The organism is Stackebrandtia sp., from assembly GCF_035643755.1.
Classification (GTDB): domain Bacteria; phylum Actinomycetota; class Actinomycetes; order Mycobacteriales; family Micromonosporaceae; genus Stackebrandtia.
In genome coordinates, this window is sequence record NZ_DASQPW010000250.1 from 1 (window position 1) to 13,827 (window position 13,827).

General features: G+C 68.3%; 14 protein-coding genes. 7 read left to right on the forward strand and 7 right to left on the reverse strand.

Annotated elements, in window-relative coordinates:
- A partial coding sequence (locus tag VE172_RS19110) for a BadF/BadG/BcrA/BcrD ATPase family protein (RefSeq protein ID WP_324803561.1) occupies positions 1-252 on the reverse strand: 252 nt, incomplete at its 3' end.
- Positions 253-455: 203 nt separating this feature from the next.
- Between VE172_RS19110 and VE172_RS19115 the strand changes: the two genes are divergently transcribed.
- The 5 genes from VE172_RS19115 to VE172_RS19135 all read left to right on the forward strand — a co-directional run bounded on the left by VE172_RS19115 (position 456) and on the right by VE172_RS19135 (position 5,665).
- Complete coding sequence (locus VE172_RS19115; protein ID WP_324803562.1) at positions 456-1,409, forward strand: MurR/RpiR family transcriptional regulator; 954 nt, start codon at positions 456-458, stop codon at positions 1,407-1,409.
- A 58-nt stretch (positions 1,410-1,467) separates the two neighbouring features.
- On the forward strand, positions 1,468-2,220 hold the full coding sequence (locus tag VE172_RS19120) for an SIS domain-containing protein (protein WP_324803563.1): 753 nt from the start codon (positions 1,468-1,470) through the stop codon (positions 2,218-2,220).
- 23 nt (positions 2,221-2,243) lie between these two features.
- Entirely contained in the window at positions 2,244-3,689 is a 1,446-nt protein-coding gene (gene ngcE / locus VE172_RS19125) for an N-acetylglucosamine/diacetylchitobiose ABC transporter substrate-binding protein (RefSeq protein WP_324803564.1), read from the forward strand.
- A gap of 86 nt (positions 3,690-3,775) precedes the next feature.
- On the forward strand, positions 3,776-4,753 hold the full coding sequence (locus VE172_RS19130) for a carbohydrate ABC transporter permease (RefSeq protein ID WP_324803565.1): 978 nt from the start codon (positions 3,776-3,778) through the stop codon (positions 4,751-4,753).
- Positions 4,754-4,768: 15 nt separating this feature from the next.
- Positions 4,769-5,665 (forward strand): carbohydrate ABC transporter permease, encoded by an 897-nt coding sequence (locus tag VE172_RS19135; RefSeq protein WP_324803566.1) that lies wholly within the window; start codon positions 4,769-4,771, stop codon positions 5,663-5,665.
- A 52-nt stretch (positions 5,666-5,717) separates the two neighbouring features.
- Here the strand turns inward: VE172_RS19135 and VE172_RS19140 are convergent, their stop codons facing one another.
- Positions 5,718-6,812 (reverse strand): C45 family peptidase, encoded by a 1,095-nt coding sequence (locus tag VE172_RS19140; protein WP_324803567.1) that lies wholly within the window; start codon positions 6,810-6,812, stop codon positions 5,718-5,720.
- Between the two features lie 55 nt (positions 6,813-6,867).
- Entirely contained in the window at positions 6,868-7,875 is a 1,008-nt protein-coding gene (locus VE172_RS19145) for a phosphotransferase enzyme family protein (RefSeq protein ID WP_324803568.1), read from the reverse strand.
- Positions 7,876-8,018: 143 nt separating this feature from the next.
- Here VE172_RS19145 and VE172_RS19150 point away from each other — a divergent pair, with 143 nt between their 5' ends.
- The gene (locus tag VE172_RS19150) at positions 8,019-8,540 is read left to right on the forward strand and encodes a GNAT family N-acetyltransferase (RefSeq protein ID WP_324803569.1); all 522 of its coding nucleotides are present in this window, start codon (positions 8,019-8,021) and stop codon (positions 8,538-8,540) included.
- Here the strand turns inward: VE172_RS19150 and VE172_RS19155 are convergent, their stop codons facing one another.
- The gene (locus VE172_RS19155; RefSeq protein ID WP_324803570.1) at positions 8,541-10,397 is read right to left on the reverse strand and encodes a toll/interleukin-1 receptor domain-containing protein; all 1,857 of its coding nucleotides are present in this window, start codon (positions 10,395-10,397) and stop codon (positions 8,541-8,543) included. It lies immediately after the preceding gene.
- A gap of 67 nt (positions 10,398-10,464) precedes the next feature.
- On the opposite strand from VE172_RS19155, the gene VE172_RS19160 reads away from it, so the two are divergent.
- Positions 10,465-11,010, forward strand: a complete 546-nt coding sequence (locus tag VE172_RS19160) for a hypothetical protein (protein ID WP_324803571.1) — start codon at positions 10,465-10,467, stop codon at positions 11,008-11,010.
- 75 nt (positions 11,011-11,085) lie between these two features.
- Here VE172_RS19160 and VE172_RS19165 read toward each other — a convergent pair whose 3' ends face one another.
- The 3 genes from VE172_RS19165 to VE172_RS19175 form a co-directional block, all read right to left on the reverse strand.
- Positions 11,086-11,835 carry a dienelactone hydrolase family protein gene (locus tag VE172_RS19165; RefSeq protein WP_324803572.1) on the reverse strand — a complete coding sequence of 250 codons (750 nt, stop codon included), beginning with the start codon at positions 11,833-11,835 and terminating at the stop codon, positions 11,086-11,088.
- 88 nt (positions 11,836-11,923) lie between these two features.
- A complete protein-coding gene (locus tag VE172_RS19170; RefSeq protein ID WP_324803573.1) occupies positions 11,924-12,736 on the reverse strand; it encodes a helix-turn-helix transcriptional regulator in 813 nt (270 codons plus the stop codon).
- 34 nt (positions 12,737-12,770) lie between these two features.
- Positions 12,771-13,670 (reverse strand): LysR family transcriptional regulator, encoded by a 900-nt coding sequence (locus VE172_RS19175; protein ID WP_324803575.1) that lies wholly within the window; start codon positions 13,668-13,670, stop codon positions 12,771-12,773.
- Positions 13,671-13,827: the final 157 nt, after the last annotated feature.

Below are 13,827 nucleotides of genomic sequence, written 5' to 3' on the forward strand. Positions count from 1 at the left end.
ACGATCGACATCGGGACCGTTGTCCGCCAACACCCCGGCGATGCCGACCACCGCGGCGCGCACCCGGGCCGGGTCCGCCCCGTCCAGCGCCTGCCGCACCGCCGTGGTCAGATTCGCCTCGGCGGTGGCGCGCCCGCGCGACACCGGGTTGCCGCCGCCCGCCTTGCCGCGGCCGAGCGTCCTGCCGTCCAGGTCCGCCAGCAGGGCGCGCGTGGAGGTGCCGCCCACGTCCAAGCCCAGGATGTAGTCCACGCGCAAGATCCTAGGACGCGCCGCCGCCGTCCCCGAATCCGAACTCACCGTGATCGAGCATGTCGGGAGCGTAGCGAATTATCTCAACTGTGAAAAGATTGCCCGCCAAGACTTGACGATGGCGCCGGAAGGTAAGAGTTTTACTCACACACATCAATGTGGTTCACGCAACGCGACGATGCGGAGAGGAACACAGGCCAGGCATGACCGATTCACGTGCGCCCGTTGACGCCGCGGTTGCCCCCGGCGGCGTCCTTGACCGGATCTCGCGGCTGGGCGGCGAGTTTTCCGAGGCACTGACGCGCGTGGCCGCCCAGGTCCTCGCCGATCCCACCGCCGCGGCGTTGTCCACCATTGTGGAGCTCGCCGAGCGCAGCGGGACCTCCCCGGCCACGGTGACCCGCTTCTGCCGCACCCTGGGCTACGACGGCTACGCCGCGCTGCGGGTGGCCATCGCGACCGAGACCGGCCGGGCCGAGGCCCAGGGCTCCGACGGCTGGCAGGTCGACATCGGGCGCGAGATCCGCCCCGACGACCCGCTGGAGCGGGTGCTGGGAAGCGTGCTGGCCGCCGAGATCGCCGCGCTCCAGGACACCGCGCACAGCCTGGACCTCGACGGCGTGGCGCGCGCGGCCGAGGCGATCGTGCGGGCCCGGCGGGTCGACATGTACGGCATCGACGGCAGCGCCCTGGTGATCGGCCAGCTCCAGATTCGCCTGCACCGCATCGGCATCCCCGCGTGGTCGTGGAGCGAGGTGCACGGGGCCCTGGCCTCGGCGGCGCTGTTGACCGGCGAGGACGTCGCCATCGGGTTCTCCCACTCGGGGACCACCTCCGAGACCGTGGAGATGCTGGCCGAGGCCGGAAGCCACGGCGCGCTGGCGGTGGCGGTGACCAGCTTCCCGTCCTCGCCCGTCGCCGAGGTCGCCGACATCGTCCTCACCTCGGCGACCCGCGCCAGCACCTCGCAGTCGGATGTGTTGGCGGCGCGGCATTCCCAGCTGCTGGTGTCCGACATCCTGTATCTCGCGGTGGCCCAGCGGGCCTTCCCCAGCATGGTCGCCGCCTTCGAAACCACCGCCCAGGCGGTGGCGGGGCACCGCAAGGACGGGCTGCCGCTGCACCAGTTCACTCCGATTGTCGGTGATCAAAAATGACGGCTACAGTGTGGCGACTCGGTGCGACATTTAGGACCAGAAAAGGACAGAAGCAAACATGAGCATCTCCGCCGACGCGTACGTCACCGCGCTGCGCGGCGTCATGGACCGCGCCATCGACACCCAGGTCGACGCCGTCAACGCCGCCGCCGACCGCATCGTGGCGGCGCTGTCCCGCGGAGGAATCCTGCAGGCTTTTGGCACCGGCCACTCCGAGGCGCTGTGCATGGAACTGGCCGGACGGGCGGGCGGACTGGTGCCGAGCAACCGCATCGCGCTGCGCGACCTGGTGCTGCGCGGCGGCGAATCCCCCGACCTGCTGTCCAGCGACAAGCTGGAGCGCGATCCCTCCATCGCGCGCAAGCTCTTCGCCCTGGCCGACCCCGCCGACGCCGACGTCTTCGTGATCGCCTCCCAGTCCGGCATCAACGGCTCGATCGTCGAGTTCGCCACGGCCGTCAAGGAAGCAGGTCACGACCTGATCGCCTTCACCTCCACCGAGCACTCCGGACGCACAGATTCCCGGCATCCGTCCGGACGCAAACTGGCGGACCTGGCGGATGTGGTGATAGACAACTGCGCGCCCTACGGCGACTCGCTCCTGCCGTTGCCCGATGGCGGTTCGGTGTGCGCCGCGTCGTCCATCACCTCGGCGCTTCTGGCGCAAATGGTCGTCGCCGAAGTCGTGCGACGGCAACTCGACGACGGACAGACACCCGTTGTGTATCTGTCCGCGAACGTCCCCGGCGGGGACACACACAACAACACCCTCGAGTCGCGATACGCCGGACGCATCCGGCGGGGAGCCTGACTCGAATCCTTTTAGGAGAAGAAATGACCCGCAAGAACGACTCAAGCGAGCTGTCCCGGCGGCGAGTGCTGCAGGGCACCGCGCTGGGTGCCGCGGCCATCCCCGCCGCTGGACTGCTCGGCGCCTGTGCCACCAGCGGCACCGGCGGTGACACCAACGACGTCAAGAACTCCGGCGACGCCAAGAACCCGTTCAAGGTGGACGGTTCGAAGGCGCTGGAGGTCGTGGTCTTCAACGGCGGCTTCGGAACCGACTACGCCGACACCAAGTCCGGCCACCTGTCGCTGTACAAGAAGAAGTTCCCCAAGGCCAGCGTCAAGCTGGAGCCGAAGAAGGACATCGCCTCCAGTCAGAAGCCGCGCTTCACCGACGGCACGCCGCCCGACGTGATGGACGACTCCGGCGCCAAGAAGATCGCCCTGGACGCGCTCATCAAGGACGGGCAGCTCGCCGAGCTCACCCCGCTCCTGGACGCGCCGTCCTACGACGACCCGAAGGTCAAGGTCAAGGACACTCTCGCGGCCGGCACCCTGAAGCCGGGCACCTTCACCGACCCCAAGGACAACAAGGCAAAGGTCTACGCGCTTCCGTACTTTGTGGAGGCCTGGTCGATCTGGTACGACTCGCACCTGTTCAAGCAGAAGGGTTGGGACGTCCCCGCCACCTGGGAGGACATGCTCAAGCTGTGCAAGGACATCAAGAAGGACGGCATCGCGCCGTGGACCTACGCCGGTAAGTACCCGTACTACCTGTGGGACCTGCTGTTCACCCTGGCCAGCCGCGAGGGCGGACGGAAGGTGTCGGAGGACATCGACAACCTCGAGCCCAAGGCGTGGAGCAACGACTCCATCGTCAAGGCCGCCGAGGCCCTGTACGAGCTCAAGAAGAAGGGCTACATCCTCGAGGGCACCCCGGGCATCGACCACATCGAGTCCCAGACCAAGTGGAACCACGGCGAGGCCGCCTTCCTTCCGTGCGGCAGCTGGGTGAAGCACGAGCAGGGCAAGAAGGCCCCGAAGGACTTCGTCTACGCCACCACCGGCGTCTTCCCCTTCGAGGGAAGCAAGCTGCCGAAGCTGGCGTGGTCCTCGGGCGGTGAGCCCTTCATCGTTCCCGAGCAGGCCAAGAACAAGGAAGGCGCCTACGAGTACCTCCGGATCATGCTGTCCAAGAAGGGATCGGCGATTCTGGCCGAGTCGGCCCAGTCGCCGTCGATCCTGAAGCCGGAGTACCAGACGATCAAGGACTCCGCGGCCAAGGCGGTGACCAAGCTCAACACGGGCGCCGACAACGTCTACCGTCCCCAGATCGCCGACTGGTACGTCGACTTCAAGAACAACGTGGAGCCGGTGCTCGGCGAGCTGCTGGCGGGCAAGACCAAGCCGAAGGACTTCCTGAAGAAGGCCCAGGACGAGTCCGACAAGATCGCCAAGAACGACAAGATCAAGAAGTTCAAGCAGAGCTACTGATCCGCTTCGGCCGGAACCGGTCCCATGTGGCCGGTTCCGGCACCCGTATCAACCTTTCCCGATCCAGTTGAGGTACGGCCGTCCCCATGACCACAACCGCTTCCCCGTCGGTTCGCCCGCGACGCCGGGCACACAAGGCCACCAGACGAGGCCAGACCAAGTTCATCATCTCGTTCCTCGCCTTGCCGGTGGCGCTGTACATCTGGCTGGTCGTGATGCCCTTCGTGCAGACCTTCCAGCTCTCATTCACCGACTGGAGTGGAGCGTCGCCGACGTTCAACTACATCGGCATCGACAACTACGTGGACATGTGGGACGACGACTCCGGCATGATCATCCCCGGTTTCATCCACACCGCGCTCATGTTGGTCATCGTTCCGATCGTCGTGATCGGACTGGCGATGTTCTTCGCGTTCATGCTCAACGTGGGCGGACGCGCCAAACACGGCCGCATCGCGGGCGTCTCGGGCTCCAAGATCTACAAGGTCATCTACTTCTTCCCCCAGGTGATGTCTCTGGCCATCGTGGCCATCATCTGGCGCGAGGCCTACAACCCCGCCAGCGTCGGCGGTCTCGTCGCCAGCCTCCTCAAGGCGCTCGGGCTTCCCTACCCCGAGAACGGATTCATCTACACCGCCCCGCTGACCTCCGTCATGATCGTGCTGATCTGGAGCGTCGTCGGTTTCTACCTGGTGTACTTCTCGGCGGCCATGGCCTCGATCCCCACCGAACTCTACGAGGCGGCCCTGATCGACGGCGCCAGCCGCGTCAAGACCTTCTTCAAGATCACCTTCCCGCTGTTGTGGGACTCGGTCCAGACCGCCTGGGTCTACCTGGGAATCATGGCGCTGGACGGCTTCGTCCTGGTGTTCACCATGACCCCCGAACAGGGCGGCCCCAACCACGCCAGCGAGGTCGTCGGTGGCGTCATCTACAAGTACGCCTGGGGCGACCAGTCCAACGCGGGCATGGCCTCGGCCATCGGCGTCGTGCTGTTCCTGTTCATGATGATCATGACCCTGCTGTTCCTGCGCCTCACGCGCCGGGAACGGATCGAGTTCTAAAAGGAGCATGACTCGATGACTACCGAAACCACGGCCCGCCCCGCGCTGAAGGCACCGCGCGCGGCAGCGGCACCCAAGAAGGAAGGCGCGATCCTCAACGTCTTCTCCCACGGCTTCCTCGCGCTGTGGGGCATCATGATCGTGCTCCCCATCCTGTGGGTCTTCATCAACTCGCTGCGGCCCTCGGCCGACATCGAGGCGAAGCCGCTCGGCCTGCCGACCCACCTCCAGTGGTCGAACTTCGCCGACGCCTGGACCACCGCGCACGTCGGCCCGTACTTCCTCAACACGATCATCGTGTTGGCGATGTCGGTGACGGGCACGATGCTGCTGGGTTCCATGGCGGCGTACGTGTTGGCCCGCTACGAGTTCCTTGGAAACCGGTTCTTCTACTACATGTTCGTCGCGGGCATGCTGTTCCCGGTGTTCCTGGCGATCTTCCCGCTGTACAAGACGCTCGACAACGCGGGCATCAAGGACACCTTCCCCGGTCTGGCGCTGTCGTACATCGCCTTCTCGCTGCCGTTCACGGTGTTCTTCCTGACGTCGTTCTTCCGCACCCTGCCCACCGGGGTGTCGGAGGCGGCCATGATCGACGGCGCGGGCCACTACCGGGTGTTCTTCCAGGTGATGCTCCCGATGGCGAAGCCGGGCCTGATCTCCATCACGATCTTCAACATCATCGGACAGTGGAACCAGTTCCTGCTGCCGCTGGCCCTGATGAGCCGCGCGCCCGACGACAAGCAGGTGATGTCGGTGGGTCTGGCCAACCTCGTGGTCAGCGCGGGGGAACAGGTCGACACCGGCGCGCTCTTCGCGGGTATGGCCCTGGCGATGATCCCGGTGCTGGTGGCGTACCTGATCTTCCAGCGCCAGATCCAGGCGGGCATGACCTCCGGGGCGTTGAAGTAGGACGAGCAGGGGCGGAAGCGTTGGGTGACAACGCTTCCGCCCCTTCGTGCGTTCAGGACACGTCGGACAGCACCACGTCGGTGTACGTCGATTCGCATGGCGGGCCGTCGGTGTAGGACATCCGACCCTCCGCAAGGTGCAGCAGCGCGGAGAACGCCGTGTGGGTGCGCAGGTGCTCGGGTTTGTAGTCCATGGGGTGGCGGCACAGGCCGAGCTCGCCGCCGTCGTGGTCGCGCAGCGAGGCGGTCACCTTGTCGGCGGTGAGCTTGTCGCCGTCGTTGAGCAGGGTGGTGAGCCGCTCGGCGCGGTGGAACGTGGTGATCGGCCGGGACCTGAACTGCTGGGTGACGCCGAGCTCGTCGGCGGTGGTGAAGTGGTTGGCGTGCACGTAGACCCGGCCCGGTTCGGGGAGGATGCGGCGCGCGCCCACGGGGGAGGACTCCACGTTGACCACGCCCTCGGTGGCCGAGCCGATCAGGAAGTTCGCCGAGCAGGACGGGGCGTCCAGGGTGGCGTGGGACAGCGCCGCCGTCATCTTCGCGGAGTTCAGGATGCGGTTGGTGCGCAGGTGGTAGGGCATGCCGCCGCGCTTCCAGTCGTCGGCGTCGCAGCCCAGACCGTTGACGCACAGGCCGATCCCGGCACTGTTGACGCCGATCTTCGCGCCCGCGATGCCCGCCTCGGTGTACGCCAACACCTTCAGGCCATCGTCCTGCCAGGACAACAACCCGCCCGCCACGGCCGGGAACCAGTCCCAGTTCTGTCCGATCAGGACCTCGCCGTCGGCGGTGATGTCGGCGCCGGCGGCGAAGCCGGTGCACTCGCTGGCGGTGGTGCCGCGGGCGCTCCACGCGCTGTACAGCAGCTCGAAACGGGCGTTGAGCATGGTGATGTCGTCCAGAGACTGGCCGCTGCCGGCCGCGATGCCCTCCATGGTGGCGCGGTAGTCCGCCGACAGCGTCGTGAACACGTCGAGGTACAGGTGGGTGCGCTCGGCGAGATCGGCGTCCGACAGCTGGGCGTCGAGGCGCATCCGCGTCCGGTAGAGGTCGACATTGGACGCGATGCGGTCGGACAGGGCGACACCGTGCTGGCGCCCGCGCTCGAACGGCGTACCGGTGAGGTGAACAAGCGGTAGTTCAGACATTTCCTCAGCTTGTCACGGATGGGCGCGATGCTCCAGTGTGAAATTGTCCACGACGTCAGCGGACGAGCGACCAGATGATCGTGTCGAAGTTGGCCGTCCACCACTTCACCAAGGCCGTCTGGCCCGGCAGCAGGTGGTCGCAGGCCTGGTTGCGGCGCATGTAATGCCACTCGATCACCCAGTTGTCGGCCAGGCGCTCCCACCACAGGCGATGCAGCGCGATCGTGATCTCCTGGGCGCCCAGGTCGTAGACGTCGCGGTAGCCGTCGATGAACTGCGCCGCCCGGTCCAGATCGATGCCGCGTTCGTCCCCGTACGTGAAGAAGAACGCCGCCGCGCGCACCAGCTCCTTGCTGTGCGGGCCGATCTTGAGCCGGTCCCAGTCGAGGATCGCCTGCACCCGGTTGTCCTCCTGGAGCAGGACGTTGTGCGGGTGCAGGTCGCCGTGCAGGTAGCCCGAGGACATCACGGGCACGTCCGGTGGGCGGCGGTGCGCCAGCTGCGCCAGCATGCCGCGCTTCATTCGCAGGGTGCGCTCGGCCAGCGCGTCGAAGGAACCCCCGCCGTGCCGCGAATCCACCAGGTCCAGCAGCCGGTCCACCCGTTCCAGCGCGAACTCGGCCGGGATGGTCGGCTGGTGGTACGGGGTGCGCGGCGTCGGCACCGCCTGGTACAGCGCCAGATGCATGCTGCCCAGCACCTGCCCCAGCTCCCGCGACTTCTCCAGCGACATCGACAGACCCGAACGGTGCCGCCCCACCAGCCACGGGAACACCCCGAACTCGTGGCCGTCCAGCATCACCGTCTCGGTGCCGTGCATGCTGTGGACGGGCGGAACCACGGGCACCCCCGCGGCGTACAGGGCCCGCAGCACCCGAAACTGGAACGCCAGCTGCTCGCCCGTCACGTCGAGGAACAGCTTCAGCAGGTAGTCCCCGGTATCGGTCTTGACCCGCCAGCTGCGGTTCATCAGACCCGTGGGTACGCGATTGATCGACAGCACCGTTCCAAGCTGCCAATGCGGAAGCACCGTGGGCGGGGTCGGCGCCTGCGTCGTAACCACGCCGTCAAACCTAATGCGTATGTGGCCGCGGTGCCTCCTGGCACACCCGACAGCGGCACGATCAGGGGAGATTGCTGGCCAAGTGATCGATGGCGGGCGATTTCGGGTCGACATTTCGCGCGGCGCGCCCCACACTGTCGCCCATGAGAATCCGAAACGCGACCGTGGAGGACGCGCGGGCCATCGCGCGACTGCGGGCCGAATCGTGGCGGGACGCCTACGCCGGGGTGATTCCCGACGGCGTCCTGGCCACCATGTCGGCCGAACCGAACGCGCGCTTCATCGGCCGCCTCACCGACCCGCCCGAGGGTACCGACATCGTCGTCGCCGTCGACGGGTCGGTCATCGTGGGGTTCGCCAACACGGGGCCCTTGCGGACCCAGGAGGACGCCGCGGAGCCCGACCCTCCCGGCCTCGGCGAGGTCAACGCGATCTACGTCCACCCCGATCGCGTGGGCGCGGGGATCGGTCGGGCCCTGATGGCGGAGGCGGAGACGCGGCTGCGCGGCCACGGACTGGTGCCGATTCACCTGTGGGTGCTTGTGGACAACCCGCGGGCGCGGCGATTCTATGAGCGCTACGGGTTCGCCGCGGACGGGCAGACGTCGTGGTTCACGTGCGACGACGGCACGAAGGTCCAGGAAATGCGGTATCGGCTGGACTGATCAGCCCATCGTGAGGCTGGCGCCGGTGAGCCCCTCCAGGTCACCGTTGACCTCTCCCAGCGGTCCGCGGATGTCGTTGAGCGCGGCGCGCAGTTCGGCGGCGCGGTCCCAGTTGCGTTCGTGGGTCACGGTTCCGACGGTGGCGGGGCGGGTGGACTCGTGGTCGAGCAGCGCCGGGTGCCAGTACGTCAACAGTGGACGAAGCTCGTCGATGACGCGATTGGCCAGGGCCTGGACCTGGCCGCTGTGGCGGTGCCCCGCCAGGTCGCGGATCGCCTCTCGCGCGTGGCTGAAGAGGGTGTTCAGGGAGGTCAGCGCCTCGCGCAGCACGCCGCCGTCTTCGCCGAGGGGGACGGTGGAGATCCGGGTGGACAGGTCGGTCTGCAGACGAAACCCGATCTCCTGCTCGACGCGAGTGAGCGGTGCTGCCGACATGGGATCTCCCGGTGGCGTGTCGATGCTTGGTGCGGATCCACCATAACCGGCCAGGACCAACAGGGTGGCCCGGCGGACATGCCGGCCCCGCACGGGATCAGGGTCGTAGCGTTCGATGGCGCGCGCGACCACGGGGGCAAGGCGGTGCGGCTCGGCGACCAGGTTGGCCGCTCGCAACTCCTCGACGGCGGCGTCGTGCCGCGCCCCGGGGCGGACCTGGTTCATGATCGCGATCAGCAGGCGCTGGTCGCGCAGCGTCGGGGGCACTGTGGACAAGACGCGCAGCACGTCGAGACACTCGGCGGGAAGACCGTCCAGGATCTCGCGCAGCGCGGACACCGACGCGGGATAGCCGTCGGGCAGCGTGCCGACGCGCGCGGCGAAGCGTTCCAGCTCGTCGCGCGCGGTCGCGTGCCACAGCCGCAGGGCGTCGCCGAAGGCGCGCCGTCCGCCGAGATCGCGGGCGATCAGGCCCGCCAGATGGATGGCCTGCGGGTGGCCTCCCGCGTCGGCGACAAGCGCCTCGGCCGCGTCGGCGTCGGCACGCTCCGCGGGGCGGTGATAGCCGTGCAGCAGCTGACGCGCGGCGGGCCGCTCGAGCCCGGGCAGCGCGAGCGTGTCCAGCGACAGGTCGAGACGGTGGCGCCCGAGCAGCAGGACGGACTCGGTGACGGCGCGGTCGCGCAGCCAGGAGCGAAGCTGTGGTTCGTCTCCGGCGCGGACACCATCCACAACGGTGAGACCGTCCGAAGGCGTGTCCGACGGCAGGGCCGCGTCGCGATCGTGCCACGCCACGGGTTGGTCGAAGGCGCTGGCGAAGATGTCGGCGTACTGCCGTGCCAGCGTCGTCTTGCCCGACCCCGCGATCCCCGTGACCAGGCAGGTGCGGGGCGTCGGGCCGACCAGCGCGGAATGCACCCGCCACAGCTCGCGGAAGCGCGGAACGCCGTGGACCGACGCGTCGGGGAGCCAACCGATCGGGGTACGCAGGGCGTCCAAACGGGACCGAATCGCGCCCAACAGCGCCCGTTCGGACGCGGCGTCGGCGGGGACCGTCCAATGGCGGGCGTCCCGCAGCTCGGGCAGCGCCACCTCGGCCGCGTCGGGATCGGGCACCACCATGATGACGCGCCCGCGCGGGTCGCCGTCGCGCTGACCCGCCAGGAACGCGGTGGTGAGTTCCCATTGGCACGACGGGCGGGTCGGGTATGTGGGGGAGTAGAACGCCAGCAGCAGCCGCGACGCCGACAACGCGGCGGCGATCTCGCCGTTCAGGCTCGTGAACCCCGCGACCTCGGCCTCGTCCACGAAGACTCGAAATCCGCTGTCCCGCAAGAACTTCAGGAACGGGGCGACGGACGCGGCGTCGGTCCTGGCGTAGCTGAAGAACACGTCCCACCGTGAACCGGCGTCTTCGCCCACAATCCCGCCTTCCGTCATGCCGTATGCTATCGGCCCCGAGGGGCGTTCGAGGGAGATGGATCGGTCAATGAAGCCTTCCCACATCAGGGTGAGCCTGAACATCCCGTTTTTCGGCACCGTCGAAGGTACCTGGGAACCATCGACCGCAGAGCGGAACGCGAGCTGGGATCTGTACGTCCAGTTGGTCACTCGCGTGGCGGTGGTGCAATTGGAAGGTGGCAGCCTTCAGGAGGCGCTGGACTCCCTGTATCAGCTGTTCGGAATCACGCGGGGCATTCTGACCAAATATGGGCCCGATGTCGCGGTCAAGAGGCGTAACGGGATTTCGTTCGGGCGACTCGCCGTGGCGATCTTGAATTATGGACTGCGGCCGTTGACGTTGAAGTGGCACAGGGAACTGGTCATATACGAGGCGACCCGGCCGCCGACAATGGACAAGTTCTCCCACGAGCATGCCTGGGACGGCGCCGACGAGATGCGCGCCGAATTGGACAAGACTCGGCTTCTACTCACCGACTTCGCGGAGCTGCTGGAAAAGGTGGCGAATGTGGAGTCTCTGCTTCCGCCCCATATCCCGCGCCAACCACCCGAAAAAGGCCGGGGGGGGGGGTAGCCGAATAGGGGCTTACTCGTCCGCGACCTCATGGGTCTGCGCGGCTTAGGCCCCGATCGACGCGGGGATTGGCGTTCATGCGGATGCCTTGGCGCCGTGACGTTCGGTGAACTCGAGCAGGCGCCGCCAGGCGTCGTCGCAGGCGTCGGCCCACTCGGGGGCGGCGCGGTCGAAGAACGAGTGGGGAGCGCCGTCGTAGACGCGGTGTTCGTAGGCTTTGCCCGCGTCGTCCAGCCGGTGGCGGAACGCCGCGAAGTCCTGTGGGGACGTGGCGACGTCGTTGCCCGCCAGCAACATCAACAGCGGCGCGGAGAAGTCGTTCACGCGGTCGGTGGCCAGACCCGGTAGGCCGTAGAAGCCGACGCATCCGTCGATGCCGGCGCCCGCCCCCGACAGCCGCCAGGAGTGGCCCCCGCCCAGGCAGAACCCGACCGTGAAGACCGCGTTGCCGGGGTGGCGGCCTCTGATGTACTCGATCGCGGCGACGCCGTCGCGCTCGACCTGTTCGGGGACGAGCCGTTGGAAGTGCGGGTCCCAGTCGAAGCCGTCGTCGCGGAGGCCCAGGCCCGCGGTGCGTCCATAGTAGTCGAAGGCGACCGTGGCGAAACCCGCCTCGGCGAAGCGGCGGGCCAGGTCGCGGTAGTAGGGGTGGACGCCGCGGACGTCGGGGAGCACCACGATGCTGTGGCCGCGGGGTTCGGCGGGGGTGGCGTGGAAGCCGGTGAAGGCGGTGCCGTCGGCGGAGGTGAGCTCGATGACCTCCTGCCGGGCGACGGTGCCGGGATGGGGTGCCGCGGGCGGTCGGGAGTCGGTGGTGTGGCACATGGCTGCGCGCCTTTCGTCCAATGTGTTAGCGATGTGGACGAGGCTAATGACGAGGGTGCGCCGCCGACAGGGTTGAGGGTGGTGGCAATCAAGCTGGTGGTGCCGGTACCCCCTTGGGGGCGGGCATGTGGAGGATGAGGTGGAGGTCGCCCTCGGCCAGGTTCCACTCCTGGACGTCGAATGTCAGCTCGCCCGTGTCGTGCCTGATGTGCTTGGCGCGGTAGGGAACGGGGCCGCTCACCTCGTGGTCCTCCCACAGGCGGGCGAACTCCGCGCCGCTACGGCACAGGGTGTCGATCAGGTCGCCGAGGCGGGGATCGCCCAGGTGGTCCACGACCTCACCGCGGAAGCGGGCGACGGTGTCGCGGGCCAGCGCGTCGCCGTGGAGGTAGCGGTGGCGGCAGGAGTCGTCGGTGAAGAAACGCACCAGCAGGTTGTCCCCGGCGGGTCCGAAGCCGAGGTACTCGGGGACGGAAGCGTTGGCCGCCACGATGTTCCAGTACCGGTCCTTGACCATGGCGGGCAGCGGCATCCACGCCTCCACGATGGCCGACAGCCGCGCGGTATCGGGGGCGGCCTCGGTCCTGGGCGGCTGCTGGCCCAGCAGCTGGAACAGGTAGGCGCGCTCGGCGTCGTCGAGCCGCAGCGCCCGGGCGATCGCCGAAACGACAGATGTGGATGCGTTGATGTCGCGGCCCTGTTCCAGCCAGGTGTACCAGGTCAGGCTGACGCCCGCCAACAGCGAGACCTCCTCGCGGCGCAGCCCCGGTGTGCGGCGCCGCCCCCGGCCGGGCAGGCCGACGTCGTCGGGGGACAGCCGCGCGCGTCGCGCGGTGAGGAAGCGGGAAAGCTCCGCCTGCCGCGACGGGGCGGCGGTCCGGGGGCGGTCGCGTGATGTCACACCTGGCAACGTAGCAACGGCGGGCCCCGAGGACTCAGCCAACCAGGTCGGAGGCGACGTCGTCCAGGACGTCGACGAGCCGCGCCGCCGCGGGGGACGGCGTGCCGTCGGCGATGGTGGCGGCGTAGATGCCGCGCAGCGGGGTATCCTTGGGGTGCAGGGGAACCACCGCGATGTCGGGCCGCGCGGAGTCCACGGCCAGCGCCGGGACCAGGGTCACGCCGAGGCCCGCGGCCACGAAGCCCTGCTTGGCGATCCACTCCCGCACCACATAGGAGATCCGCGGACGGAAGCCCTGTCGCGCCGCCGCCGAGATCAGCGTCTCCTCCGGGGACGAGCTGCCCGCGATCCACGCCTCGTCGGCGAGCTCGCCGAGCCGCACCGTCGTGCGGCGGGCGAGGCGGTGCCCGGCGGGCAGGGCGACCAGCATCGGCTCGTCGCACAGGTGGCGCAGCCGCGCGGCGGGCAGCGCCGCGATCTGGTCGGGGTACCCGTTGAGGACGGCGACGTCCAGGTCGCTGGAGGCGAGCCGGGCGGCGAGCTCGCGGGCCAGACCGTCGGCGTGGGTCACGGTGACGTCGGGGTGTGCGGCGCGGAGCCGGGCGATGGCCGCGGGCACCAGGCTGACCCCCGCCGTGGCGAAGGAGCCGACCCTGACGCGGCCCGCGCGCAGCGATTTCCAGGCGCGGACGTCGTGCCGGGCGCCGTCGAGCCGATCCAGCACCGCCTCGGCGTGGTCCAGCAGGAACCGACCCGACTCGGTGAGGCGGACGCCGCGGGCCAGCCGGTCGAACAGGACGGTGTCCATGTCGGACTCCAGGGCGGCCACCTGGCGCGACACCGCCGATTGCGTGTACCCCAGCGTTTTCGCGGCCTCGGTGAAGGAGCCGCGGCGGGCCACGGCGCGAAACACCTCCAGCCAGGCGGTGTCCATACGTCCTCCAAGACATGCGAGTCTCGCATGCCAACCATGCGAAACATTCGTTTGTCGAATTGCTCGATCGAGCATAGCGTGGGTCGCGGTCGGGCCACGGGCCCGAAACCTCGACGCGAAGGACTGTCATGAAACGCATTGCCATCCTGGGCACCGG